General features: G+C 72.7%; 24 protein-coding genes. 11 read left to right on the forward strand and 13 right to left on the reverse strand.

All coding sequences use genetic code 11. The features are described 5' to 3' along the window. Positions 1-25: 25 nt before the first annotated feature. Positions 26-1207: a CapA family protein gene (locus AB0A90_RS25885; protein ID WP_357252932.1), complete on the reverse strand. Its 1182-nt coding sequence runs from the start codon at positions 1205-1207 to the stop codon at positions 26-28. A gap of 56 nt (positions 1208-1263) precedes the next feature. After that, the gene (locus AB0A90_RS25890) at positions 1264-1926 is read right to left on the reverse strand and encodes an adenosylcobinamide amidohydrolase (protein WP_357252935.1); all 663 of its coding nucleotides are present in this window, start codon (positions 1924-1926) and stop codon (positions 1264-1266) included. Between the two features lie 143 nt (positions 1927-2069). Between AB0A90_RS25890 and AB0A90_RS25895 the strand changes: the two genes are divergently transcribed. The 9 genes from AB0A90_RS25895 (at position 2070) to AB0A90_RS25935 (ending at position 13103) form a co-directional block, all read left to right on the forward strand. After that, positions 2070-2747, forward strand: a complete 678-nt coding sequence (locus AB0A90_RS25895) for a Crp/Fnr family transcriptional regulator (RefSeq protein WP_110563686.1) — start codon at positions 2070-2072, stop codon at positions 2745-2747. Positions 2748-2883: 136 nt separating this feature from the next. Continuing rightward, the gene (locus AB0A90_RS25900) at positions 2884-3627 is read left to right on the forward strand and encodes a metallophosphoesterase family protein (RefSeq protein WP_357252937.1); all 744 of its coding nucleotides are present in this window, start codon (positions 2884-2886) and stop codon (positions 3625-3627) included. Positions 3628-3950: 323 nt separating this feature from the next. Further along, positions 3951-4556 carry a TetR/AcrR family transcriptional regulator gene (locus AB0A90_RS25905; RefSeq protein ID WP_357252940.1) on the forward strand — a complete coding sequence of 202 codons (606 nt, stop codon included), beginning with the start codon at positions 3951-3953 and terminating at the stop codon, positions 4554-4556. A 38-nt stretch (positions 4557-4594) separates the two neighbouring features. Then, positions 4595-5392, forward strand: coding sequence for a TIGR03084 family metal-binding protein (locus tag AB0A90_RS25910; RefSeq protein ID WP_357252943.1), 798 nt, complete (start codon positions 4595-4597; stop codon positions 5390-5392). Then, positions 5389-7089: an acyclic terpene utilization AtuA family protein gene (locus AB0A90_RS25915; protein ID WP_357252946.1), complete on the forward strand. Its 1701-nt coding sequence runs from the start codon at positions 5389-5391 to the stop codon at positions 7087-7089. The genes AB0A90_RS25910 and AB0A90_RS25915 overlap by 4 nt, the downstream gene beginning before the upstream one ends. Next, on the forward strand, positions 7086-8282 hold the full coding sequence (locus AB0A90_RS25920) for an acyl-CoA dehydrogenase family protein (protein ID WP_357252949.1): 1197 nt from the start codon (positions 7086-7088) through the stop codon (positions 8280-8282). Before AB0A90_RS25915 ends, AB0A90_RS25920 begins: the two co-directional genes overlap by 4 nt. 31 nt (positions 8283-8313) lie before the next feature. Further along, entirely contained in the window at positions 8314-9915 is a 1602-nt protein-coding gene (locus tag AB0A90_RS25925) for a carboxyl transferase domain-containing protein (protein WP_357252952.1), read from the forward strand. Positions 9916-9931: 16 nt separating this feature from the next. Then, complete coding sequence (locus AB0A90_RS25930) at positions 9932-11926, forward strand: biotin carboxylase N-terminal domain-containing protein (RefSeq protein ID WP_357252955.1); 1995 nt, start codon at positions 9932-9934, stop codon at positions 11924-11926. 13 nt (positions 11927-11939) lie between these two features. Continuing rightward, the gene (locus AB0A90_RS25935; RefSeq protein ID WP_357252958.1) at positions 11940-13103 is read left to right on the forward strand and encodes an acyl-CoA dehydrogenase; all 1164 of its coding nucleotides are present in this window, start codon (positions 11940-11942) and stop codon (positions 13101-13103) included. Here the strand turns inward: AB0A90_RS25935 and AB0A90_RS25940 are convergent. After that, the gene (locus tag AB0A90_RS25940; protein ID WP_357252961.1) at positions 13097-14137 is read right to left on the reverse strand and encodes a hypothetical protein; all 1041 of its coding nucleotides are present in this window, start codon (positions 14135-14137) and stop codon (positions 13097-13099) included. The genes AB0A90_RS25935 and AB0A90_RS25940 overlap by 7 nt on opposite strands. Next, positions 14134-14481, reverse strand: coding sequence for a PadR family transcriptional regulator (locus AB0A90_RS25945; protein ID WP_357252964.1), 348 nt, complete (start codon positions 14479-14481; stop codon positions 14134-14136). Before AB0A90_RS25945 ends, AB0A90_RS25940 begins: the two co-directional genes overlap by 4 nt. Positions 14482-14551: 70 nt before the next feature. Between AB0A90_RS25945 and AB0A90_RS25950 the strand changes: the two genes are divergently transcribed. Further along, positions 14552-15244 (forward strand): hypothetical protein, encoded by a 693-nt coding sequence (locus AB0A90_RS25950; protein WP_357252967.1) that lies wholly within the window; start codon positions 14552-14554, stop codon positions 15242-15244. Between the two features lie 23 nt (positions 15245-15267). Here the strand turns inward: AB0A90_RS25950 and AB0A90_RS25955 are convergent, their stop codons facing one another. Next, positions 15268-16446 (reverse strand): hypothetical protein, encoded by a 1179-nt coding sequence (locus AB0A90_RS25955; protein WP_357252970.1) that lies wholly within the window; start codon positions 16444-16446, stop codon positions 15268-15270. Beyond that, complete coding sequence (locus tag AB0A90_RS25960; RefSeq protein ID WP_357252973.1) at positions 16443-17381, reverse strand: transporter substrate-binding domain-containing protein; 939 nt, start codon at positions 17379-17381, stop codon at positions 16443-16445. Before AB0A90_RS25960 ends, AB0A90_RS25955 begins: the two co-directional genes overlap by 4 nt. Positions 17382-17549: 168 nt before the next feature. On the opposite strand from AB0A90_RS25960, the gene AB0A90_RS25965 reads away from it, so the two are divergent. Beyond that, positions 17550-17891 (forward strand): hypothetical protein, encoded by a 342-nt coding sequence (locus AB0A90_RS25965; RefSeq protein ID WP_357252976.1) that lies wholly within the window; start codon positions 17550-17552, stop codon positions 17889-17891. Here the strand turns inward: AB0A90_RS25965 and AB0A90_RS25970 are convergent. From AB0A90_RS25970 to AB0A90_RS26000, 7 genes are all read right to left on the reverse strand, one after another. Next, positions 17878-19374, reverse strand: coding sequence for a serine/threonine-protein kinase (locus AB0A90_RS25970; RefSeq protein ID WP_357252979.1), 1497 nt, complete (start codon positions 19372-19374; stop codon positions 17878-17880). The genes AB0A90_RS25965 and AB0A90_RS25970 overlap by 14 nt on opposite strands. A 30-nt stretch (positions 19375-19404) precedes the next feature. After that, on the reverse strand, positions 19405-19908 hold the full coding sequence (locus AB0A90_RS25975) for a hypothetical protein (RefSeq protein WP_357252982.1): 504 nt from the start codon (positions 19906-19908) through the stop codon (positions 19405-19407). 169 nt (positions 19909-20077) lie between these two features. Next, positions 20078-23695, reverse strand: a complete 3618-nt coding sequence (locus AB0A90_RS25980) for an adenylate/guanylate cyclase domain-containing protein (protein ID WP_357252984.1) — start codon at positions 23693-23695, stop codon at positions 20078-20080. Continuing rightward, positions 23692-24528, reverse strand: coding sequence for an MBL fold metallo-hydrolase (locus AB0A90_RS25985; RefSeq protein WP_357252987.1), 837 nt, complete (start codon positions 24526-24528; stop codon positions 23692-23694). Before AB0A90_RS25985 ends, AB0A90_RS25980 begins: the two co-directional genes overlap by 4 nt. Before the next feature lie 122 nt (positions 24529-24650). Continuing rightward, positions 24651-25112, reverse strand: a complete 462-nt coding sequence (locus AB0A90_RS25990) for a RidA family protein (RefSeq protein ID WP_357252990.1) — start codon at positions 25110-25112, stop codon at positions 24651-24653. Continuing rightward, positions 25109-25264: a DUF4177 domain-containing protein gene (locus tag AB0A90_RS25995; RefSeq protein ID WP_007466198.1), complete on the reverse strand. Its 156-nt coding sequence runs from the start codon at positions 25262-25264 to the stop codon at positions 25109-25111. The genes AB0A90_RS25990 and AB0A90_RS25995 overlap by 4 nt, the downstream gene beginning before the upstream one ends. Positions 25265-25309: 45 nt before the next feature. Continuing rightward, positions 25310-25792, reverse strand: a complete 483-nt coding sequence (locus AB0A90_RS26000; RefSeq protein ID WP_357252994.1) for a hypothetical protein — start codon at positions 25790-25792, stop codon at positions 25310-25312. Positions 25793-26210 lie beyond the last annotated feature (418 nt).

The following is a 26210-nucleotide window of genomic DNA, read 5'->3' on the forward strand; positions in this document are numbered from 1 at the left end:
CGCGCCCCGGACGTTCCCGCTCGGGTCAGCCGCCCGTTGGCGGAGAGATCTTGCCCTGCTCGTCGAACCGCGCGCCACTCTTCGGGAAGTCGCTCCCGCTCAGGTCGCCGATCAGGCCCAGACCCCTGTCGTTCGAGTCCATCGTCGGCTTACCGGCGTCGTTCATGTACGTCGAGGTGAACGAGCCACCGGCCCAGCTGCCGTCCGGCTTCAGCGAGACCTTGAGCACCCCGCCCCAGCCGAGGCGGCCATCGTTGCTCAGCGAGTTGCCGCCGCCGGCGAAGTTGCCCAGGCTGTACGCGATCAGCCGGCCCTGGTAGAACTCCATGCCGCGCAGCACGTGCGGCCCGTGTCCGACGATCAGGTCGGCGCCGGCGTCGATCATGGCGTGGGAGAACTTGACCGGATCACCCCGGTTCTCGCCCAGGAACATCTCGGTGCCCGGCTTCACCCGGGTCTTGTCCGCGCCCTCGCCACCCATGTGCACCTGCACCACGACCAAATCGGCCATGGTGGCGGCCTTGGCGACCACGGCCTTCGCCTCGGCGATGTCGACCAGGCTGTTGGACCAGACGTACGACGAGAAGCCGGCCACCGCGACCTTGACGCCCTTGACGTCGACCACGGTGATCTGGTCCGGCGCACCGGTGTGCTCCAGGTCGTACTTCTCCAGCGCCTGCTGGGTGTTCTCGTAGCCCTTCGGCCCGTAGTCGTAGCCGTGGTTGTTGGCCTGGTTGAGCACGTCGAAGCCGGCGTCGCGCAGGTGCGCGGCGTACTCCGGTGGGGCCCGGAACTGGAAGCAGCGGGTGGAGTTGGCACCGCACTTGCCGGTGCCGGTGTCCACGGTCAGCGGCTCTTCCAGATTGCCCATCACCAGGTCGGCCTTGAGCGCCTCGGTGACCGAGGTGAAGAAGCCCTTGCCACCGGCGGCGGGCAGCCGGCTCGGTGCGTTGCCCATGATGATGTCGCCGGTGGCGGACAGCGAGATCGCGCCGCCCGTGGCGGAGTCCGCCGGCCCGGTGGCCTCCGGGCCGGCCGCGGTCACCGGTGCGCCGGTGCCACCGCCGCCGGCACCGGGCTGCCAGACGGGAGCCTTCTCCCCGCCGGGGTCGCCGCAGCCGGCGACGAGCAGGGCGGCCAGCAGCCCGGCGAGGCCGAGCACGACGCGGCGACGCGGGCGGGACGCGAGAGAGGCGGGAGCATACATCGCTCGCGACCCTACCGGGCCGGCAACGCGCCGACGACAGCCGATCGGTCGGAAGTTCAGTCGGGAAGCTGCTCTGACCAGGGCACGACCGCCCGAGCACCCCCGGCGAGCACCGCCGCGTGCACCGCTCGGGCGAGCGGGGCGCCCCAGGTGGAGCGCGGCCCCCCGTACGCGGCCTCCGGCCCGTCGACCGGGCAGAGCACGGTGACCGCGTCGGTCGGGGTGCCGGTCCCCGGCAGTCCGAGGTCGGTGATCGCCTGGGTCTTCGCCTCGGTCGCCGTGGCCACCGCGTTGATCAGTGCCGAGTCGGCGAGTCGGGCTGGCACGTACACCACGATGTTGACCGTGCCGACCCGCTGGACGAGCCCGGCCGGAGCCGGCTCGGCCGCGCGCACCGGCGTGCCGAGCCCGACCGTCGCCCAGGCCCGGACCCCGGTGTCGGCCCGGGCCACCACCTCGGCCACGTCGACGCCGGTCAGCAGACCAACGCCGGGTCCGTCGAGGGCGAGGTCGGCGGCGAGCGCGGTCAGGTGGGCGGCCGGGTCGTCCCGGTCGTACGACATCGGCACTGTCGCGTTCAGCACCCAGTGCCGGGCGCCGATTCCACCGCCCAGCGGGCCGCTGCTGACGGCCCGCAGAGGTCCGTCGGCGCGCCAGACGAGCAGCGGAATGTCCCACCCGTCCTCGGAGCGACTGGTCAGAGTTGGCTCGCTCAGCACGTCGGGCAGGTTACGCCCAACGATCAAGATTCCAGGGGCGACCTCTGATTCAAGCTCATGTGCGCCTAGACTTGGCGGCGCGCGAGGGGATCAGCGGACGGCGGACCCGGCCGACGGACGGCACGCGCAACCGGAGGTGCGCGATGGACGAGGTACTGGCCCGCAGCGGGATCTTCCAGGGTGTCGACCCGGAAGCTGCCGAGGCGCTTGCCAAGGAGATGGAGACGATCGAAGTCCGCAAGGGCGAGATCGTTTTCAATGAGGGCGAGCCCGGTGACAGCCTCTATATCCTGCTGTCCGGGAAGATCAAGGTTGGTCGCCGCGCAGCGGACGGCCGGCAGAACCTGATCGCGGTGATGGGGCCCTCGGACATGGTCGGTGAGCTGTCGCTCTTCGACCCGGGTCCGCGTACGGCGACCGCCACCGCGGTAACGGACACCCGGCTCGTACGACTGCGCAAGCAGGCGCTGCGGCCGTGGCTGGCCAACCGCCCGGAGATCGCCGAGCAACTGCTTCGGGTGCTCGCCCGGCGGCTGCGCCGGACGAACGACTCGCTCGCCGACCTGATCTTCACGGACGTGCCGGGTCGGGTCGCGAAGAACCTGCTCCAGATGGCCGGTCGGTTCGGCACCCGCGACGGTGGCGTCCTGCGGGTGACCCACGACCTCACCCAGGAGGAGATCGCCCAGCTCGTCGGCGCCTCCCGGGAGACGGTCAACAAGGCGCTCGCCGACTTCGCCTCGCGTGGCTGGCTGCGACTGGACGGCAAGAGCATCATCATTCTGGACCCGGAGCGCCTGGCCCGGCGCGCCCGCGTCTGACCCGGCGCGCCGGGCTACCACCCCGGCGCCCGCGACGTTCCGGCCCGGCCCGCAGCACGCGGACCGGGCCGGATTTTGTCGTCTGCCCGCCGCAGATTCGCTGGACCCGGCTCGGCGCCAGCGTCAGGGTGGGCTGATGCCGAATCGAGTCGCTGTCCTCTCCGACATCCACGGTGTGCTGCCCGCGCTGGAGGCCGTGCTGGCCGAGCCGGACGTCGCCACCGCCGATCTGATCGTGCTCACCGGGGACATCGCGGCCGGTCCACAACCGGTCGAGGTGTTGGACCTGCTCGCTGATCTCGGCGACCGGGTCTGCTGGGTCGGCGGCAACTGCGAGCGCGAGCTGGTCGAGGCCCGCGCCGGCCGCCCCGCCTCCATCGAGGTGTCGAACTGGGCCGCCGAGCAGCTCCGCGACGACCAACTGGATCGGCTGGCCGCACTCCCGCTGACGGTGACCCTGGAGATCGACGGCCTCGGACCGACGTTGTTCTGCCACGCCACCCCGCGCGACGACGAGGAGGTCGTCCTCGTCGACACCCGGATGGAGCGCTGGGCGGAGGTGTTCGCCGAGGTGCCGGCCGAGGTGACGACGGTGGTCTGCGGCCACACCCACATGCCCTTCACCCGGCTGGTCGATCGACGTCTGGTGGTCAACCCGGGCAGCATCGGCATGCCGTACGGCGGCGCGGGGGCGCACTGGGCGCTGCTCGGGTCGGGCGTCCAGCTCCGCCGTACCCGCTTCGACGTCGATGCCGCCTGCGCGCGGGTGGCCGCCGAGTCGACCTTCCCGGACGCCGCCGAGTGGGCCGACGAATTCCTGCGGTCCCGGCACAGTGACGCCGAGGCGCTCGCTGTCTTCGCTCCCCGCGACGGCCGCTGAAGCCGGTCTGTCCCGACCTGCGGCTGCTCTTCCGGGACACGGTGGGGACGGCTGTCATGGAACGAGTGAGCGCCGGCCGCGATGTCGGCGTCCACCGGCCCGGTCGTGATCCGGGCCGGCCGGCCGCCCTGGGTGGGGGGTGACCGTGACAGACGAAAATGCCGCTACCTCGTGCGGCTCGAACCAGGACAACCGCCGCAACCAGGACGACGCTCGGACCTGGCCGCTGACCGGTACGGCAATCGACGCCTCGGCGGCGAGCCGAACGGCGGCCAAAAAAAGTCAGTCTTGACTGTTTGTTTCCGAGGCCGCAGGCTGGTCCGGTGCCCACCGCATCGACGCGCGTCCCTCAGCAGGAGCGCAGCCGCGCCACCCAGGCCCGCCTGCTGGAGGCCACAGTCGACTGCCTGATCGAGCACGGCTGGTCCGGCACCACGACCACCGTCGTCGCCGCGCGGGCCGGTGTCTCGCGCGGTGCCCAACTGCACCACTACCCGACGAAGGCGGCACTGGTGACAGCCGCCGTGGCCCATCTCGCCGAGCGGCGGGCCGTCGAGCTGCGCACCGAGGCCGAGGCGTTGCCGGCCGGCCCGCAGCGGTTGGACCGGGTGATCGACCTGCTCGGCGTGGCGTTCACCGGGCCACTGTTCGTGGCCGCCCTCGAACTCTGGGTCGCCGCCCGCACGGACCAGGAACTCCGCGACGCCCTGGTGCCGCTGGAGGCGACTGTCGGCCGGGAGATGCACCGCCTCACCGTGGCCCTACTCGGTGTCGACGAGCGTCGACCCGGTGTCCGCGAGGCGGTCCAGGCCACTCTCGACCTGCTCCGCGGGCTCGGGGTGGCCAACCTGCTCAACGACGACTCGGCCCGCCGTACCGCCCTGCTGAGCACCTGGAAGCGCCAACTCGCCACCCTGCTCACGCCCTGACCGCTGGCCGCGCCGGCCACAACCGACCGGAGGCACCCATGGTCGATCTCACCGACCTGCTCGCGGATCTGGCCGCCGAGTCCGCCCAACTGGACAGCCTGGTGGCGCAGTTACCGGCGACCGACTGGGCTCGACCGACCCTCGCGGCGGGCTGGAGCATCGGGCACCAGATCGCCCACCTCGCCTGGACCGATCACATGTCGCTGCTGGCGGCCACCGACACCGAGGCGTTCTTCGCGGCGGTGACCGCCGCGCCGGACCCGACCCGCATGGTCGATGACGGCGCCGAAGAGTTCCTCGCCCCGCCAGTCGAGCTGCTCGCCCGCTGGCGGGCCGGCCGGGCGGCGCTCGCCGACGCGCTGGCCGCCGTCCCGTCCGGCGAGAAACTGCAGTGGTTCGGCACCCGGATGTCGGCCACCTCGATGGCGACCGCCCGGATCATGGAGACCTGGGCGCACGGCGAGGACGTGGCCGACACGCTCGGCGTCGTCCGACCCGCGAGCGACCGACTCCGGCACGTCGCGCACCTCGGTGTGCGTACCCTCGGGCACGGGTTCGCCGCCCACGGCCGGGACATACCGACGACGCCGGTCCGGGTCGAGTTGGTCGGGCCCGGCGGCGACGTCTGGACCTGGGGTCCGGCGGACGCCGCCGACCGGCTGAGCGGCCCCGCCCTGGACTTCTGCCTGCTGGTCACCCAGCGCCGACACCGCGCGGACCTGGCCCTGGTCGCCACCGGGCCGGTCGCCGACGAGTGGCTCGACGTGGCGCAGGCGTTCGCCGGGCCGCCCGGCGACGGCCGGCAGCCGGCCGGCGGGAAGGGGACGCCGGCATGATCCGGATCGGCAACGCCTCCGGTTTCTACGGGGACCGGTTCACCGCCTGGCAGGAGATGCTCGACGGCGGCGAGCTGGACGTGCTGACCGGTGACTACCTGGCCGAGTTGACCATGCTGATCCTCGCCCGGGACCGGCTGCGCGACCCCGACCTGGGGTACGCGAAGACGTTCCTGCGTCAACTGGAGACGTGCCTCGGCACCGCCCTGGAACGGGGGGTGCGGATCGTGACCAACGCCGGCGGGTTGAACCCGGCCGGCCTGGCCGCCGCCATCACCGCCCTCGCCGTCCGGCTGGGCCTGCCGGCCCGCGTCGGGTACGTCGAGGGCGACGCCCTCCAGCGCCCGGACGCGTTGAGCGCGAACGCCTACCTCGGCGCGTTCGGCATCGCAGCGTGCCTCGACGGCGGTGCGGACGTGGTGGTCACCGGTCGCGTCACCGACGCGTCGCTCGTCGTCGGCCCGGCCATCGCCCGGTACGGCTGGGGCCGCGACGACCTCGACGAGCTGGCCGGGGCGACCGTCGCGGGGCACCTCGTCGAGTGCGGCGCACAGGTCACCGGTGGCAACTTCAGCTTCTTCACGGAGCTGCCCGACGGCGGCCACCGGCCCGGCTTTCCGATCGCCGAGGTGCACGCCGACGGCTCGACGGTGCTCACCAAGCATGCGGGCACCGGTGGCGCCGTCACCGTGGAGACGGTCACCGCGCAGCTGCTCTACGAGATCGGTGGACCGGCGTACCTGGGGCCGGATGTGGTGACCCGACTGGACACGGTGACGCTGCGCCAGGACGGGCCGGACCGGGTGCGGGTCTCCGGTGTCCGGGGTACGCCGCCACCGCCCACGCTCAAGGTGGGTGTCAACAACCTCGGCGGCTTCCGCAACTCGATGACCTTCGTCCTCTGCGGACTCGACATCGAGGCGAAGGCAGCCCTGGTCCGGGGTCAGGTCGAGGAGGCGGTGGGGAAGGACGGGCTGGAGTTCACGCTGGCCCGGACCGACCACGTGGACGCCGCCGACACCGAGGCCGCGAGTGCCCTGCTGCACGTACACCTGCGGGACGGCGACCGGACGCGGGCCGGACGGGCCTTCTCGGCCGCCGCGGTGGAGCTGGCGCTGGCCTCGTACCCGGGCTGCACACTGACCACCCTGCCGGGTGACGCGACCCCGTACGGCGTCTTCACCGCCGACTCGACGCCGCAGGACGCGGTGGCGCACGTCGCGGTGCTGCCCGATGGTCAACGGGTGCCGATCGCCCCACCGATCCACACCGCCGCCGTGCCGGCGGACGAGACAGTCCCGTACGACGGCACCGCGGTTGGCGGACCGACGCGGCGCGGCGTGCTCGGCGAGCTGGTCGGCGCACGCTCCGGGGACAAGGGTGGGGATGCCAACCTCGGTGTCTGGGCACGGACCGAAGCCGGGTACGCGTGGCTGCGCGCCTGGCTGACCGTCGAGCGGCTGGCCGAGCTGTTGCCGGAGACCGCGCCGCTGCCGGTACGGCGCTACGAACTGCCGAACCTGCGCGCGGTCAACTTCGTGATCGAGGGTCTGCTCGGGGCCGGGGTGGCCGCGTCCACCCGGTTCGACCCGCAGGCCAAGGCGCTCGGTGAGCTGCTGCGCGCCCGGATCGTCGACCTGCCCGCCGAGGTGCTGCCGGGGGCAGCTCCGCAGTCGCGAACAGGGGGAGCACGGTGAGCATCGTGGACACCCCGGAGCGGCGGCACCTGCGCGAGTTGACCCGGGCCTTCGTGACCCGGGAGGTGCTGCCGCACCTGGACGACTGGGAGCGGGCCGGCGAGGTGCCCCGGTCACTGCACGCGACCGCCGCGAAGCTCGGTCTGCTCGGCATCGGCTTTCCCGAGTCGGTCGGCGGCAGCGGCGGGGATCTGCTCGACTCGATCATCGTGACCGAGGAGCTGATCCGCTCCGGCGGCTCGTCCGGCCTGGTGGCGGCCCTGTTCACGCACGGCATCGCGTTGCCGCACATGACGGCGGCGGCCGGGACCCGCTCCGGTGGCTCGCTGGGCGGCCGGCTTGGCGGCACCGCGTCCCCGGGCGACGACAGCCTGCTCGAGCGGTACGTCCGCCCCACCCTGGCCGGCACGATGATCGGCGCGCTGGCCATCACCGAGCCGGACAGTGGTTCGGACGTGGCCGGCATCCGCACCACCGCCCGCCGGGACGGCGACCACTACGTGGTGAACGGGTCGAAGACGTACATCACCAGCGGGCATCGGGCCGACTTCGTCACCACGGCGGTGTGCACCGACTTTCCCGGCAGCGGCGAACTCACCCTGCTGGTCATCGACAAGGGGCTGCCCGGGTTCACCGTGGGACGCCGGCTGGAGAAGCTGGGCTGGCACTGCTCGGACACCGCCGAGCTGTCGTTCGTCGACGTGCGGGTGCCGGTCGCCAATCGGATCGGCGCGGAGAACACCGGATTCCTGGCGATCATGCAGCACTTCGCCACCGAGCGGCTCTCGTTGGCGACCCAGGCGTACGCGACCGCGCAGCGCTGCGTCGAGCTGGCGACGCGCTGGTGTCGGGACCGGGAGACCTTCGGGCGTCCGCTGGCCAGTCGGCAACTGATCCGGCACCGGTTGGCCGAGATGCACACCCGGGCCGAGGCGGCCCGGTCGTACGTGCACGAGGTGGCCACCCGGGTCGCCGCGGGCGAGCCGGTGGTGACCGAGGTGGCGATGGCGAAGAACGTGGCGGTGGCCGCCTGCGACCAGGTCGTGGACCAGGCGTTGCAACTGCACGGCGGCTTCGGCTACCTGCGCGACGCCGAGGTGGAGCGGCACTACCGGGACGCCCGGATCCTCGGCATCGGCGGCGGCACCACCGAGATCATGAACGAGATCATCGCGAAGGGCATGGGCCTGTGAGCGCCCCGCAGTCGCGAACGAGGGAGGCACAGTGACCATCCTGGACAGCGCGGTCGACCCGTCCGCACCGGCGTACGCGGCGAACCGCGCGGCACTGCTGGAGCGGCTGGCCGAGCTGGATGCCGCGCTGGACCAGGCGCGGGCGGGCGGTGGCGAGAAGTACGTGGCCCGGCACCACGGGCGCGGCAAGCTGCTTCCCCGGGAACGGATCGAGCTGCTGGTGGACGCCGACAGCCCGTTCCTGGAGTTGTCGCCGGTCGCCGCGTACGGCACGGACTTCCCGGTCGGGGCCAGCGTGGTCACCGGCATCGGGGTGGTCGAGGGTGTGGAGTGCCTGATCGTCGCCAACGACCCGACGGTACGCGGTGGCGCGGTGAACCCGTGGTCTCTCGCGAAGACCCGGCGGGCCGGTGAGATCGCCCTGGCCAACCGGCTGCCGATGGTCAATCTGGTGGAGTCGGCCGGGGCGGACCTGCCCACCCAGGCGGAGATCTTCATCCCGGGTGGTCGGGTGTTCCGGGACCTGACCCGGCTCTCGGCGGCGGGCATCCCGACGGTCAGCGTGGTCTTCGGTAACGCCACGGCCGGTGGTGCGTACGTGCCGGGAATGTCCGACCACGTGATCATGATTCGGGACCGGTCGCAGGTCTACCTGGCCGGGCCGCCGCTCGTGAAGATGGCGACCGGCGAGGTCACCGACGACGAGTCACTGGGCGGTGCGGCGATGCACGCCGGCACGTCCGGGCTCGCCGACTACCTGGCCGCCGACGAGCGGGACGGCATCCGGCTGGCCCGGCAGTGCGTACGCCGGTTGAACTGGCGCAAGCACGGCCCGGCGCCGCGGACGGCGGTGCCGCAGCCGCCGAAGTACGACCCGGAGGAACTCCTCGGCATCACCAGCGCCGACCTGAAGGTGCCGTTCGATCCCCGCGAGGTGCTGGCCCGGATCCTGGACGGCAGCGACTTCGACGAGTTCAAGCCGGCGTACGGGGACGCGCTGGTCACCGGCTGGGGTGAACTGCACGGGTACCCGGTGGGTGTGCTGGCCAACGCCCGAGGGGTGCTGTTCAGCGCGGAGGCGCAGAAGGCGGCCCAGTTCATCCAGCTCGCGAACGCCTCGGACACGCCGCTGATCTTCCTCCAGAACACCACCGGCTACATGGTCGGCACCGAGTACGAGCAGCGCGGCATCATCAAGCACGGCGCGCTGATGATCAATGCGGTGTCCAACTCGACGGTGCCGCACCTGACGGTGAACCTGGGCGCCTCGTACGGGGCCGGCAACTACGGCATGTGCGGGCGGGCGTACGAGCCGAGGTTCCTGTTCACCTGGCCGAACGCGAAGTCGGCGGTGATGGGTCCGGCACAGCTCGCCGGGGTGCTGTCGATCGTGGCCCGGCAGGCCGCCGCCGCCCGGGGACGCTCCTTCGACGAGGAGTCCGACACCGCGATGCGGATGATGGTCGAGCAGCAGATCGAGTCGCAGTCGGGAGCGCTCTTCCTCTCCGGTCGGCTCTACGACGACGGGGTGATCGACCCTCGGGACACGCGTACCGTCCTCGGGCTCTGCCTCTCGGCGATCCACAACGGACCGGTGAAGGGCGCCGACGGTTTCGGCGTCTTCCGGATGTAGGGGGGCGAAGCCGACAATGATCACCAAATTGCTCGTGGCCAACCGGGGGGAGATCGCCCGCCGGGTCTTCGCGACCTGCCGGGCGCTCGGCGTGCAGACGGTGGCCGTGTACTCGGACGCAGACGCCGACGCGCCGTTCGTCACCGAGGCCGACCAGGCGGTCCGGCTGCCCGGGGACTCGCCCGCCGAGACGTACCTGCGGGTCGAGTTGATCCTGGACGCGGCCCGGCGGTGCGGCGCGGACGCCGTCCACCCGGGGTACGGCTTCCTCGCCGAGAACGCCGACTTCGCGGCGGCGGTGACCGACGCGGGACTGACCTGGGTCGGCCCGCCGGCCAAGGTGATCGCCGTGATGGGCGACAAGCTCGCCGCGAAAGGGCTGCTCGCCGAGGCCGGCGTGCCGATGCTGCCCAGTTGGACCGACACCGGCGCGGTCACCGACTTCCCGGTCCTGGTGAAGGCGTCCGCCGGTGGTGGCGGGCGGGGGATGCGGATCGTCCGGGGGGCCGACGAACTGGCCGACGCCGTCGCGTCCGCGCGCCGCGAGGCGGCTGCCGCGTTCGGCGACGGCACGGTCTTCATCGAGCGGTACGTCGAGCGCGGCCGGCACGTCGAGGTGCAGATCTTCGGGGACACCCACGGCCGGGTGGTGGCTCTCGGTGACCGGGAGTGCTCCATCCAACGCCGGCACCAGAAGATCGTCGAGGAGGCCCCGGCTGTCGTTCCGGAGCGGGTGCGCACGGCGTTGCACGAGGCCGCGGTGGCCGCCGGTCGCGCGGTCGACTACGTCGGGGCGGGCACTGTGGAGTTCCTGCTCGCCCCGGGTGGCGAGATCTTCTTCCTGGAGATGAACACCCGTCTCCAGGTGGAGCACCCGGTCACCGAGCTGTGCACCGGTCTGGACCTGGTGGGGTTGCAACTGCTCGTCGCCGAGGGCGAGCCGCTGCCGGCGACCCTGCCGGTCGGCACCGGGCACGCGATCGAGGTACGCCTGTGCGCCGAGGACGCCGGGGCGGGTTGGCGGCCGGCGACCGGCACCCTGCACCGGTTCGCGGTCCCCCAGGTGACGACCGAGTTCGGTGGGCTGGACCGACCGGGGCTGCGGCTCGACTCGGGGGTGGTGGCCGGCTCGGTGGTCGGCGTGCACTACGACTCGATGCTGGCGAAGCTGATCGCCTGGGGTCGCACCCGGACGGAGGCGACCCGACTGCTGTCCACCGCGCTGACCCGGGCCGAACTGCACGGGGTGACCACCAACCGGGACCTGCTGGTCCGGGTGCTGCGCAGTCAGGCGTTCGCCGCCGTGGAGATCGACACCGGATTCCTGGATCGGCACGCGGAGGTCTTCGCCCCGCTGCTGCCCGCCGACCGGCTCCCGGTGGTGGCGCTCGCCGCGGCGCTCGCCGCGGCCGCCGGCCGTCGCGCCGAGGCGAAGGTGCTGGCCGGGTTGCCGTCGGGCTGGCGCAACGTGCCGGCCGTCCCGCAGGTCACCCGGTTCGGTGGTCCGGACGGCGAGGTCGAGGTCCGCTACCGGTTGGACCGCGTGGGTCGGCTCGCCGAGTGGTCCGCCGACCCGACCGCCACCAGCCCCGCCGCCGCCAGCCCCGCCGCCGGACCACCGGACGTGGCGCTTGTCGAGGCCAGCCCGGGTGGGGTGGTGCTCGACGTCGACGGGGTGCGGTGCGCGTACCGCGTCCACCGGGTGGGGTCGGCGGTCTTCATGGACGGCCCGGACGGGGCGGCGCGCCTCGTCGAGTTGCCGCGTCTCCCGCTGCCCACGGCGGAGGTGGCGGCCGGGTCGCTGCTCGCGCCGCTGCCCGGTGCGGTGACCCGGGTGCACGTCCAGGTCGGCCAGCGGGTCGTGGCCGGCGAGCCGCTGCTCACCCTGGAAGCGATGAAGCTGGAACATCAGGTGCTCGCCCCGACCGACGGCGTGGTCACCGAGTTGCCGGTGCCGGCCGGTGGTCAGGTGCGCACCGGCGCCGTGCTTGCCGTCATCGACATCTGTTGAGGAGGACCCTCTGATGACCTTCGACCTCACCCCTGAGCAGGACCAGCTTCGCGACGCCGTCCGGGCGCTCGGCCGTCGCTACGGCCACGGCTACTTCGTCGAGAAGGCGAAGGCCGGCGAGCACACCACCGAACTGTGGGCCGAGGCGGGACGGCTCGGCTACCTGGGGGTCAACATCCCCACCGAGTACGGCGGTGGCGGCGGTGGCATCACCGAGTTGGCGATCGTGTGCGAGGAGTTGGCGGCCGCCGGCTGCCCGTTGCTGCTGCTGGTGGTCTCCCCCGCCATCGCGGCCACCGTGCTCGCCCGGCACGGCACCGAGGAGCAGCGCAAGCGGCACCTGCCCGGCCTCGCCGACGGCTCCCAGAAGATCGTCTTCGCGATCACCGAGCCGGAGGCCGGTTCCAACTTCCACCGGCTCGGCACGGTGGCTCGCCGGGACGGTGACGGCTGGCTGCTCAACGGCCGCAAGTGCTACATCTCCGGCGTCGACGAGGCCGGCCACGTCCTGGTGGTGGCGCGTACCGAGGATTCATCCACCGGCAAGCTGAAGCCGGCGCTGTTCCTCGTGCCGACCGACGCCGCCGGGCTGACCCGTTCCAAGCTGGACATGGAGATCGTGTCCCCGGAGAACCAGTTCCTGCTCTACCTGGACGACGTCCGGGTCCCCGCCGACGCGCTGCTCGGCGAGTCGCTGGACGCCGGGCTGCCGGCGCTCTTCGCCGGCCTCAACCCGGAGCGGATCACCGTGGCCGCGATGGGTGCCGGCACCGGCCGGTACGCCATCGAGCGGGCCAGCGAGTACACCGCAACCCGCAAGGTCTGGGGTGGCCGGAGCATCGGCTCCCACCAGGGGGTATCGCATCCCTTGGCGCACGCGGCGGTGCAGGTGGAGCTGGCCCGCCTGATGATCCAGAAGGCCGCCACCCTGTACGACGCCGGCCGCGACCTGGAGGCCGGGGTCGCCGGCAACATGGCCAAGTACGCGGCCGGGGAGGCAGCCGCGCTCGCCGTCGACACGGCCGTCCAGGCCCTCGGCGGGGCCGGCATGACCACCGAGTACGGGGTGGCGACCCTGCTCGGCGCGGTCCGGGCCGGCCGGATCGCACCGGTCAGTCGGGAGATGATCCTCAACTTCGTGGCCCAGCACGTCCTCGGTCAGGACAAGTCCTACTGAGCGCGGGTGATCGGTCTGCCTACGCCCTGCTGCGACCCAGCCCGCTCGCGGTGGTGCAGGATCGCCACGGCCACCGCGAAGAGCAACACGGGTGCCAGTACCAACGTCGACCACTGCGCCCAGGTGAGCGCGTCGGGGACACCGTCGTGGCTGGAGCGCTCCAGGTACGTCCCCGTGGTTCCGAGCCCCACCCGGGTGAGAAGCAGCGTGACCCCCACCGGGACGACGAGCGCGAGCAGGCGCAGTCGGAGCGCCGTCGGCGTCGACAGGACGACAAGGGCGAAGAGCAGGTACCCCGCGATCAACAGGATCGCCTCGACGCGGCCGACACCGCTGGTGAACATCCAGGTGCCGTAGATGGGCGACGTCGAAACGTCAGCGGCGGTTACCAGGGCGACGCTCGGCGCGCCGACGCTCACCACCGTCGCCGCCGCCAGTGTGCCGAGCCGCCAACGCCCGAGGACAGCCGTTATGGAACGGGGAGCGCGGAGGGCGAGGGCAAGCGGGACCATCGCGGCGAGCACGACGGGCCAGATGTCGAAGACCGTCGAATAATATCCGTAGGCCTCGGCGACCCGTACCACCTCGAACGCCACGCCGCCGACGGCGATCGCCGCCGCCGCCCGCCCCCATCCGAGTGCGGTGAACACCGCCACGACGAGCCACAGCGCCGCCATGGGACCATGCGGCCAGAGGACGAACGGTTCACCGATCCCCTCCGGATAGCTCTGCGCGTACATGCTGAGGTGCAGCACCGGAACGCGCGCAGAGCGCACGAACAACAGCAGCGCGGCGATCAGGCCGAGCACCTGCGCCGCATCTCGCCACGCGTCGACCGAGAACCGGGCACCTACCTGCCGGACGTGCGCCCGACACGCCCCGGCGAGCAGGGCGGACACGTCTCGCGCCAGGGGCCTGCGCTGGCCCGGTGCCGCGTCGTCAAGCAACACCCCGATCAGTTCGTCCTCGTACTGCCGCCGGTACGCGCGGGGGTAGCAGGCCAGCAGCGACCGGTAGACCTGGTGCAACGTCACGCCGCACCGCCTTCGACGAGGAGGCCGGCACGACGCAGCCGCACGCTCGCCGCGTCGGCGTTGCTCCGCAGGCGCGCCGACTCCTCGGCCAGGCGTTGCACCCCGGCGGCGGTGAGTCGGTAGTACCGCCGCAATCTGGACTGCACCTGTTCCTCGCGCTCGATGTCGATGAGGCCCTCGGTACGCAGCCGGTCCAGCGCCGCGTAGAGGGTGCCGGCGCGCAGGTCGACGCGCCCGTCGGAGATCCGGCGGACCTCGTCGAGGACGGCGTATCCGTGCCGTGGGGCCTCGACGAGCGCGGTGAGGATCAGATAGTTCGATTCGTGCAGGGAAGCCTTCGCCATGACCGCAGCATATACAGTCCGACTGTATATGCGGGCCCCGTCCGAGCGCGTCGTCGGAAATACTGAGCGGGTGCGCAACGACGTCGAGTTCGATCGGCTGGTAGACGGGCTCTACGCCGCTTTCGCCGACCACCCGATGCCCGCCGACATGGAGGCCTGCCCGCACTGCGTGGAGCCGGCGGACCTGGCCCTCTTCGCCAGCACCCCGCTGCGGCAACTGACCACCGACCAGATCGATGACTACCTGGGCAACCGGGGCACCTGGGGCGACGGGACCGAGGTGCCGCACCTGCTGCCCCGGCTGCTCGAGGCGGCCGCCGCTGGCGAGCTGTCGTACCTGCCGCCGGAGGCCGTCACCGGGCGGATGCGGGACCAGTGGCACGGCTGGCCGGCCGCCGAGCGGGCAGCCGTCGAGCGGTTCCTCCTCGGCTGGTGGCACCGGATCCTCGCGGAGTTCCCGTCCACCACCTCGGCCTGGGGCCTGCTGGAGGCGGTCGCCGAGCTGGAGATCGACCTCGGGCCGTACCTGGCCGAGTTCACGGCCATCCCCGGCGAGGCCACCGCGCGGCACCTGGCCGAGGTCGTCGAGGGTCTGTCACACCACGGTCCCCTGCCCGACCGGGCGCAGGAGTCGATGCGGCGCTGGTTGGCCGGCGCGACGCCCACCGACGTGCTGTGGACCGCCGCCATCACCTCGACCAACCCCCAGGTCGCCGACGAGTTGGCCGACGCCGCCGACGCGACAGCACGTCTGTCGCACTGATCGGCCGGCCACCCGTCGCACGTTCAGCCGGGGATCCGGCAGGCGGCGTCGATGCGGTGGACCGGGCGAACCCGGCGGCCCATGCCCTCCAGCAGCGAGTCCTCGACGTGGAAGTCCCGGATGCGCAACTGGTACCGGGGCAACTCCTCCTCGCTCGGGCAGAGCACCTGCGCGCGGACCAGATCGACAGGCACGTACCGCACCCCACCCCGCTCCTGGAGGATCACCATGTTGACGTCGTCCGTGGTGATCACGTGCCCGCGTACGTCCTCGGTGGGTCCGCTCTCCGCGCCCACCGTCGTGACGGTCAGCGGCAACACCGGTGTGCTGATCACCGGCACCGCGGCCCAGACCAGCATGGCGAGCATCGCCACCTCGGTCACCGACGCCAGCGGCCGGATCACCACACCGGGTAGCGGTCCCGCGATGAAGAGAGCCAGCAGCGGCGGCACCGCGAGCAGCGCCAACACCAACAGCTCGCCCTGCTTCCCGGCGTCTCGCAGCGTCGGCAGCAGCAGCCAGCCGTACCCGGCGAGCAGTGCGACGATCATGACCAGTCGTGGCGCCAACCGTTCGTGCAGTCGCCCGGGGCGCAGCTGAAACGCGGCCGCGAACGCCGGCAGCAGCAGCGGCAGGTAGAGCAGCGGCCAGGTGATCAGGGCGAGCAGGAAAGCGGCAAGCACCACCCAGGCCGGGGTGAGGTCGGCCCAGCGGGCGAAGAGTGGGCGACGGCGGGTCCCCGGTGGCAGCCGGTCCGCCCCGACGGCCAGCACCGCCCCGAGCGCGAACACGGCGACCATTCCGGTGGAGAGCAGCCGAGCCGCCGTGGTCAGGAAGCCGGCGAGCAGGTTGACCGGGCCGACGTTCGCCACCAGCAACAGTGTGGTCTGAAGTTCGCCGCCCGCCTCCACACCGAGGCGGAGCACCGAGAAGATCGCCGGTACGCCCACCAGCGCCGTCCAGAAGGACTGGCTGGCACGGGCACGCCGCTCCGCCGGATCCCAACGGACCCGCCCGGGCTCGACGTCGGCGACGACCGGGTCGGCTGGTTCGGCGACCGGCACGCCGACCGGCCAGCCAGCCTGGTCCGGTTCGACGTGAGCCGTACCATCACTGGCCGGCGGTGCCGCCACACCCGGCACGGACGTGCGGGGTGGTGGAACCGGGCCGTCGGCGCCGGTCGCGGTCGGCGCCGTGCTCACGTCGACGGCGCCTTGTCGTCGAAGTCGACAAGCTTCGGCACCTGCAGCGGCTGAGGCTGGCGTTTCTCGACCTTCAGCCACGGACCCAGGGTGCTGTTGTAGGCGCTCTGCCAGGGGCTCACCTGCCCGTTGCGTCCCTTGTCGTAGCTCTTCTGCAGGAAGTACGCGACCAGGTCGCGCAGCGCGGGGTCGCCGATCGGCACGCCGATGCCCAGCAGCTCGCTGGTGCCGAAGGGCATGTCCACGACCTCGAACTCCCTGGGATAGGTGGCCAGGAACCCGGCGAGGATCGTCTCGTCCGAGCTGACCACGTCGTACCGGCCTGCCCGGATGCCGTCGACGCAGTCCCCGACGTCCTTCACCACGAACGTCCTGACCCCGTGCTTCTCCAGCTCGGCCTCGGTCGTGGACCCGCCGCTGGTACACACCTTGTACGCCGGGTCGCGCAGGTCCTCGATGGTGCGGATCCGGTCCTTGAGGCGGACCGGCACCATCACCTCCTGCGTGGTGACCAGGTACGGCCCGGCGAAGCTGACCAGCTTCTCGCGCTCCTCCGTCATCGAGAAGCTGGACACCACGAGGTCGACAGTGCCGCCCTGCAACGCCGGGATCCGGTTTTCGGTGGCCACCGACACGAACTCCAACCGCTGCTCGCCCTGGTAGCCCAGGGAGGCAGCGATGTACCTGCCGATCTCGACGTCGAAGCCGACGTGCTGGCCGTTGCGCAGGTCGCCCATCAACGGCTCCTTGGTGGCGACGCCGATGCGCAGCTGTGCCTGCCGGTAGATGTGCGACTCACGGATCTTCTGCTGCACGGACGGCAACGGTTCCTGCCGGCTGTCGCAGCCGGCGGCGGCCGCCAGGGTGAGGGTGAGGGCGACCGCCAGTGTCGTCGCGACCGAACGGAGCCGGGACCGGGAACTGCGTACGTTCATGAGGTGACCTCGCTGACGGACCAGCCTGCGGAACACCCAGGGTATCGACTGGATGCTTTTCCGTAGCGACGCCGACCGGGTACGTCAGGCGGACCGGTCGGCCGGTGTCGATCGGCGCGCCGCCCGCTCTCCGGTTGACAGCCGCCGATGTCACGACATGCTGAACGAATGAGTCGATTGTCCAGGCCCGATGCGCGGACGGTGGCGGTGCTCGCGGCACTCGGAGCCCTCGTGCCACTGGCCCTGCTGGTCGTCTGGCGCCGACAGGACCTGGTCGGCGTGGTTCTCGCCCTGCTCTGCGTCCTGCTGGCCATGGTCGCCGGGGTGGCCTTCTCCGCCGCCCGTCAGGCCGACGACCCGGAGCCGGAGGACCGGCCGGCGACCACCGGGCCGGCGGAGTTGATGCCGTACGGGATCGACGCGGACACCCTCGACGCCCTGGACAGTCGGGATGCCCTGCGGGCGGTGCGGGACCGGCGGCGCGGGTCGGACGGGATCAGCGGCCGGTGAGGGTGGGCGCGGCGAGTGCGTCCACGCCCCGCCCAGCCAGGCACCGGTACGTCCGGTCGATGCTCCCGTCGACCGGTGGGAGCACCTCCAGGTGCCAGCCACTCGGCTCGGCGATCCCGGTGGTCAACCGGAACGTCGTGGCGCTGCACACCTGTCGCACCTGCGCGGCGGCGACCACGTCGTCGTAGTTGGCGCCGACCAGGGACACCGGCAGGATGCCTTCGGCGTACGTCTCCCAGGTGTGCCGACCGGTGCAGGACAGCCGAGCCGCCTCGGCGCGGTCGCCGCGGATGCGCATCGGGCCGAAGCATTCCAGCTCGGGCAGGCACCGGGCGCCCTCGGGCAGCACGGTGGGCGTGCCGTTGCCGGTCGTGCAGCCGGGCAGCGGCCCGGTCGCCGGGGCGGCGACCTGGGTGGCCGTCGGGCTCGGGGTCGGCGGTGCCGCATGGTCGGCGAACCACGCCCCGGCGGTCGCGGAGCCGGCGAGCGCGAGGACGCCGGCACCGCCGAGGAACCAGCGCCGCCAGCGTCGGACGCCGGGGACCACCTGCTGGGTGTCCTCGATGGGCGGTCGGGGCACCGGCCGGCTGGGCGGGTACGGGCCGGGGCGGGTCGCGCCACCGCTGACCGGGGCGCCGCTGACCGGGGCCGACGGTGGACCGAGTGGCAGGTTGGCGAGCAGGTCGTGCAGTTCCAGTGCGGAGGGACGCTCGGCCGGGTCGTTGGCCATGCCGGCGCGCAGCACGTCGATCAGTTCGTCCGGGACGCCGGGCAGGGCGGGGAGCGGCTGGTTGAACATCTCCAGGACGGTGATCAGGCTGGGGTTGCGCTCGGACTGCCAGCGGGGCGGCCGACCGTGCATCACCGCGTAGAGGGTGGCGCAGAGCGCGTACACGTCGACGGCCGGCGACGGCGGGCTGTGGCTGAACATCTCCGGCGGCGCGTACGCCGGGGTGAGCACCTCCAGGGTGACCGAGGCGTCGCGGTGCTCCGCGAGCACGGCCAGCCCGAAGTCGGCGAGCACCGCCGAGTTGAAGGCCGAGTGGAGGATGTTCGCCGGTTTCACGTCCCGGTGCAGCACCCCGGCCGCGTGTGAGTGGGCCAGCGCGTCGGCGATCTTGATGCCGAGGTCGCGGGCCTCCACCGGGTCGAGTGGCGAGGTCCGCATCCGTTCGGCGTACGAGCCGTCGCAGAGTTCCATGATCAGGTAGGGGTGCTGGTCGACGGTGACCCCGACGTCGAAGAGGTCCACCACGTGCGGGTGTGACGACATCCGGCCGGCCGCCCGCGCCTCGCGCAGGAAACGGGCCTGGTCCCGCTCGCTGTCCAGCGTCCGGTTCTCCACCTTGACGGCGACCTCGCGGCCTACCGAGATCTGGGTGGCCTGGTAGACGGTCGCGTACCCGCCCCGGGCAAAGACCCGCAAATCGGTCAGACCGGGCACGATCGGCACCGGTGGGCCGCCGGTCGGGGTGTCGGTCACCGCTCGAAAATACCCAACCCGGCCGGCGGCTCAGCGCACCGTGTCCGCCGGAGCGGCACCGGACGGGCCGGTACCCTCCTCGGCGGGCGCAGCCGCCCCGGCGCCGTCGGACGAGGGGACTCCGCCCGCCGACGCGCTCCGGCGGGCATCCAGACGCAGACCGACGGCGGTGGCCACCGCCCCCAGGCCCTCCCACACCGCCACCCCGAAGAACCGGCCCGGAGCGATGTCGGAGAGCACGGCGATGGTGAACACGGTGAACGTGACAAGGCGGAAGACGACGGTGAACCGGTAGAACGCCCGCCACTCGGTGATCGTGGCGAGCAGGTAGTAGACGCCCATGTTGAACGCCGCCATCGAGGACGCCAGCAGGAAGGTGCCGGTGTGGTCACCGACGGCACGCGTCTCCGGCACCTCGAGCCCGAGCATGCGCAACTGCGCCTCCGGCCAGAGCAGCCCGACCGCGCCCAGCACCAGCGCCAACACGCCGAAGACCGCGATGGTCCAGCCCGCGATAGAGCGCGGCAGCTTCATGAAGAGGCCTCCCCAGGCACGGCGACGGTCACCACTGCGGACCGGCACACGGTGGTGACACGCTAGCCCCTCACCCCGACCGCCACATCCCCAGAACCGGCAAAAACCGTGCCGTCAACACCCCTGACCGGCCGACCAGAGGTTTCGGTCAGGGAGGCGTCACCAAGGGTCAGGCAGAGGTGGTCAGACGGGCGCGGAGAGCGTTGGCGGCGGCGCGTTCGCTGCGCTGCTCGGTCGCGTACGCCAGGCGGACCGCCTCGTCCGCGCACGACTGCGCCTCCGCCAGGTAGCCGCAGGCGGCCAGCGCCTCGGCCAGCACACCGGCCGCGATCACCTGGCTCCGTACGTCCTCGGCCGGTGCGGTGACCGCCCGCCGGGCCCAGTCCAACGCCTGCTCCCGCTGACCGTGCGCGAGCAGGGCCGCCGCGTACTGGGCCATGGTCTGGCGGCGGGAGAGGAGCAACGAGGGTGCGTTCGCGGCGGCCGTCGCCACCGGGGCGAGCAGCCCGACGGCGGTCGCCGCGTCACCGGCGGCCAGCCGGGCCGTCGCCAGCAGCACCCGGGGTGCCACCTGGGCCGGGGCCTGCGGGTTGTGCGGCTCCACGGCCGTCAGCACCGAGCGGGCCACCCGCTCGGCGGTCTCGCAGTCGCCCAGGTCCAACGCCACGAAGCCGCGCAACGTGCCGGCCATCCCGGTGAGCAGCGGGTGCGAGGTGCGCTCGGCGTACGCCAGGGCGTCGGTGAGCAGGTCCGCCGCGTGCTCCGGCTCGCCCAGCCCACGCGCCACCACCGCCCGGACCACGAGCGCGAACCCGCGTCCCCAGTCGTCGGAGGCGGCGGCGAACTCCCGGTACGCCCGCCGGGCCTCCCGGTCCGCCTCGGCCAGGTCACCCAGCTCGGCGGTGGCGAACGCCGCGACCGCACGCAAGGTGCCCACCGCCCACGCCTCACCGACCCGCTCCCCGAAGGGCAGGAACACCTGCGCCATCCGACACGCCTCGCGCAGTCGGCCGGCGAGCAGCCGGGCGAACGCCGTGGTGCCGCGCAGCCAGGCCCGCCCGTACGGGTCCTTCAGCTCGGCGAAGAGCCGGGCGGCCCGGCCGAGGACCGCGTCGGTGCCGGCGAAGTCACCCCGGGTGGTGGTCACCCAGGCCAGGTTCTGCAACGACCACGCCTGCCCGCGCCGGTCCTGCGCACCGAGACTGACCTGGTACGCGGCAGCCAACCGGCTGCTCGCCTGGCTCAGCCGCCCGGCCACGAAGTCGGCCATGCCGAGCCGGCGCATCGCCGTCGCCCGCTGCACGGGCAACCCAGCGGCCGTGGCGACCTGCAACGCCTCGTGCCAGGCCGTCATCGCCCGGCCCTGGTCACCGAGGGTCTCCTGGGCCTGCCCGGCGAGCAGCAGGGCACCGACGCGGGTGGCCTCGTCCCCGGCGTTCGCGGCGATCTTCTCCGCGTACGCCAGCGCGTCGGCGACGCGACCGACCTGGAGCAGCGCCCGCGCGTGCACCACCCGGTCGGCCGCCGACAGCCCGTCGCGGGCCAACTCGGTGGCGCGTTCGGCGTACTCGATGGCCAGCACCGGCTCACCGGCGGACAGTGACCGGCGGGCGGCCCGGCCGAGCGCGGCGATGCCGAGCGGCACCACCGCCCGGGCGGGCGCGTCCGGGCGCAGTTTCACCGCGTCGGCGAGCGTGGCGGCCCGCTCGACGTGCGTCGCCACGAAGTCGTCCCGGGCCTCGTCGGTGAACCCTCCCGGCGACCCGGCCGTCGCGCCGTCCGCCGGTGCCGCCCAGCGGGCCAACGCGGCGTGCCGCTCGGCCAGCTCCGCCTTGCTCACACCGGCGTACGCGGCCTCCCGCATCAGCGGGGTCGCGAACGAGTAGCCGACCCGGGAGCGGTGCAGCATCCGACGCTGCAGCAGCTCCTCGACAGCTCGGTCGAGTTCCACGGCGATCACTGCCGACGGCCGGCCGTCGCGGCCGGCGCGCTGTTCACGCAGCGCCTCCAGCGCGCCGGTCGGCACCGTGTCACCGATCACCGCGGCGTCCCGCAGCACCGAGCGGGCGTCCGGCGGCAGCGCGTCGATGCGGGCGGCGAGTACGGCGGCGAGGTCACGGGAGAGCAGCCGGCTGCCCAGCGAACCGGGCACCAACCGCCAGCCGGCCGAGGAGCTCTGGTCCCGCTCCGACGGTGCGCGGGCACCCCGCGCTGTCTCCGTCGTGAGCGCCCCCCGCTCGATGAGCAGGGTGACCAACTCGGCCAGGTAGAAGGGGTTGCCCTGGGCGGTGGCGAGCAGCCGGTCCGCGTCGGCCGGTGGCAACTTGCCGCCGCCGAGGTAGCTGGTGAGCAGCCGCGCGGCGTCGGCACCCCGCAGCGGCGGCAGGGAGTGCACCTCGGCGTCCGCGACCCGGGTCAGCGCCCCGGCGGTACGCACCAGCTCGGGACGGCCGAGCAGCAGCACCAGCACCGGGCCGGTGAGCCTGGACAGGGTCAGCCCGAGGGCGCCGATCGTCTCGGCGGTGGCGTCGTGCAGGTCGTCCACCACGATCACCAGCGGCGCCTCCGAGGCGAGCCCGCTGAGCAGGTCGGCGACCGCGTTCGGCACCACCTCGGCATCCGCGGCCGGGGTGCCCGATCCGCTCCACTCGCCGGTGTCGGTGCCGCCGTGTGCCGACAGTTCGGCGTAGCCGAGCAGGGCGAGCAACTGCTCGGTGGCGATCGGCGGGGTCTCACCGCCGGAGCGGGCGAGCCGCTGCCCGAGCCGCCGCAGCCTCTCCTCCACCGCCGGTCGGGTCAGGGCGGTGGCGGCGTCACTGGGCAGGCCGACGGCGGCCCGGACCAGGTCGGCGAGGGGCGCGAGGCGGCGTCGCTCACCGAACGCGGCGCAGCGCACCGAGAGCACCCGGGCGCCCGTGTGTGCGGCGTACCGGCCGGCGCCCACGTCGTACCCGGCGGCGAGGCGCTCCACCTCGGCGGCGAACCGGGACTTGCCGATGCCCGCCTCCGCGGTCATCAGCAGCACCCGCGGGTCACCCTGGTCGATCACCTCGGCGAGCCGCCCGGCGATCCGGCCGATCTCCGTCTCCCGGCCGACGTACGGCGCCTCGTCGCCGAGCCCGGAACGGGTGCCGGGCGCGTCCAGCAGACCCAGCAGCTCGTACGCCTCGACCGGCTCACGCTTGCCCTTGAGCCGCAGCGGGCGCAGTGCCCGCCAGGAGGACACGTGCCGGGTGGCGGCGGCGGTGCGTCCGCCGGCGTAGACCGCGCCGACGGCGGCGGCGTCGGCCAGCCGGGCGGCGGTGTTGACCGTGTCGCCGATGACCGTGTATTCGATGGCGGCCTGGATGCCGGCGATGACGTCGCCGGTGTTCAGCCCGACCCGCAGCCCGAGCGGCGCGCCGCCGCCCCGCTCGTCGTCGAGCACCCGGCGGACGGCCCGCTGCATGGACAGGGCGGCCCGGACCGCGCGTTCGGCGTCGTCCTCGTGCGCCACCGGCGCGCCGAAGACCGCCATGATCCCGTCGCCGGTCAGCTTGTCGACGTGTCCGCCGAAGGTCTTCACGGCACCGGCGAGGGCGGCCAGGACCCGGTCGGTGACCGCGCCGACGCGTTCCGGGTCGAGATCCTCCGACCAGGAGGTGAACTCGGAGAGGTCGCCGAAGAGCACGGTGACCACCCGACGCTCGGCCGCCGGCAACGTGGCGGCGGCCGGCAGCGCGGCACCGCAGTTGTGGCAGAACCGCGCGCCGGGAACGGCAACGGTTCCACACACGGGGCAGGTCACATGTGCTCCAACCCACTGACCCCGGGCGCGGATTCCCCGGTGCCGACACCCAGATACTCCAACTGCGCGCGGACCGACCACTCAGCCGCCCACCAGAGCGAGCGGTCCACGTCGGCGTAGACCGTCGCGACCACGTCGGCGGGCGTGGTGGCACCGGCCGCGACCGCGGCCCGGACCTGGTCCAGCCGGGCCCGGCGATGCGCGAGGTAGAAGTCGGCGGCGGCGGCGCAGTCGGCAAGCGCCGGGCCGTGCCCGGGCAACGCCGCAGTCCCGGTGTACGCGGACAGCAGCTCCAGGCTGGTCAGGTAGTCACCGAGGTGCCCGTCCGGGTGGGCGACCACGGTGGTGCCCCGGCCGAGGATGGTGTCACCGGTGAGCACCACCCGCTCGTCGCCGTGCTCGACCAGGAAGCAGACCGAGTCGGCGGTGTGCCCCGGGGTCTTCAGCAGACGAACCGCCAGGCCGAAGCCGCCGAAGTGTTCGCCCGGCTCGGTCAGCGGCGCGCCGCCGATGGTGTGCGCCGGGTCGACGGCGAGGACGTGGACACCGCCGAGCAGCTCACTCAGCCGGGCCGCGCCCTCGGTGTGGTCGGGGTGGCCGTGGGTGATCAGGATCAGCCCGACGGGGCCGTGCTCGGCGATCCGGGTCAGGTGTCCCTCGTCGGCCGGCCCCGGGTCGACCACGATGGCCGCCTCGGCTGTCGGGGCGCGCAGCACCCAGGTGTTGGTGCCGTCGAGGGTCATCGGCCCCGGGTTCGGCGCGCGCAGCAGTGTCACCCAGGTCGGCAGCTCGTCGGCGACCGCCGCCGCCGGCGCCGTCACGTGCCCGCTCATGGCTGCGATCGTACGACCCCGCCCGCAACACCCCACGATCTTGCCCGCGCGGCCCCTGATTCGTCACCGTTCAGGGCTTTTCTCCGTGCCGGAAGCGCAAGATCGCGGGGCGTCGCGAAGCGTCAGGCGACCTCGACGATCAGTTCGACCTCGACCGGGGCGTCGAGGGGCAGCTCGGCCACCCCTACGGCGCTGCGGGCATGGCGACCGGCCTCACCGAAGACGGTGCCGAAGAGGTCGGAGGCACCGTTGATCACTGCGGGCTGACCGGTGAAGCCGGGCGCGGAGGCCACGAAACCGGTCACCTTGACCACCTTGACCACATTTTCCAGGCCGACCAGCGAGTCGACCGCGGCCAGCGCGTTGAGCGCGCACCGCTGGGCCAGGTCCTTCGCCTGCTCGGCGGAGATCCCGGCGCCGACCTTCCCGGTCGCCAGCAGCTTGCCCTCGGCGATCGGCAACTGGCCGGAGACGTACACGTGCTGCCCGGACTGCACCGCCGGCACGTAGCTGGCCACCGGCGGCACGACCTCGGGCAGGTCGAGCCCCAGCTCGGCGAGCTTCGCGTGCGGACCGTTGCTCACGCCTTCGGTCGCTTCAGGTAGGCGACCAGTTGGTCGGGGTTCGGCCCGGGGACCACGGCGACGAGCTCCCACCCGTCCTCACCCCAGTTGTCGAGGATCTGCTTGGTCGCGTGGACCAGCAGCGGGACCGTGGAGTATTCCCACTTCTGCATCGCTGAAGGGCTCCCTCTCGGTGCGGAATTTGTTCGAGGGACAGCCTACGGTCCGCTGGCCGGACGAGGCGCGGGACGCTGCTCCGGAGCGGCCGGCACCTCCCCGCAGAGCCCTTCGTGTCCGTATCCCTGTGGGCAGCGGGACCGGTCGGGCAGCAGCAGGTCGCAGAAGACCCGGTGCCTGTTGTTCTGATCATCGGCGTTGGACACGGTGGTCTCGCCCGCGTCCAACTCGGGCAGGAAGCCCAGCGACACCGCGACCCGGCCGGCCAGTACGGTCGCCGCCGCCAGACTCGGCACCCGGATCGGCAGGTGGATGACGAAGCCCGGCTCGTCGTCGTCGCGGGTCCGCTCGGTGGCGTAACCCGGCGCCCGGCCCGCCTCCGCCTGCTCCGGCATCCGTCGGTACGACCGTTCGTTGATCGGCTGGCCACCGATCTGCCCACCGGCCGTGAACATGGACCCGGACCGGTGCGGCCGTTCGTTGGTCGGGAACTGGGTGCGAGGGATGTTGTCCACGTCGCGCATGCACTGCCTCCGGTCGTACCGCTCGGATCGCTCTTCCGGTCCGGACCCATTCGTCCGTTCCGGCCCCCGCGCCGGGACGAAAGGTAGGTCCGGGGCCGTAGTCCCGCCAACAAGACGCGCCCGAATGGCCACCTACAGTCACATATGCGACACATGGCAGGTAAGCGACCCGATGGCGCTCCGCACGCGGAGTCCGGTCGGCCGGATCGGTGGCTGGCCGCGCGGCACGGGCGACACCACTTCCGTCATCGACCGCTACCCTTCCGGTCGGGCGGTCGCGCAGCGCCCGGCAGCCCGCTCGATCACGCTCGACGCCAGGGGTGGCGGCGGGCGCCGGACCCCCGGGGGAAGACGATGACCCAACCGCCCAGCGGCGACCAGGCCGGTCCACCCGCCCTCCCGCCGGCCCAGCCGGAAC

The organism is Micromonospora sp. NPDC049204, assembly GCF_040647935.1.
GTDB lineage: Bacteria > Actinomycetota > Actinomycetes > Mycobacteriales > Micromonosporaceae > Micromonospora.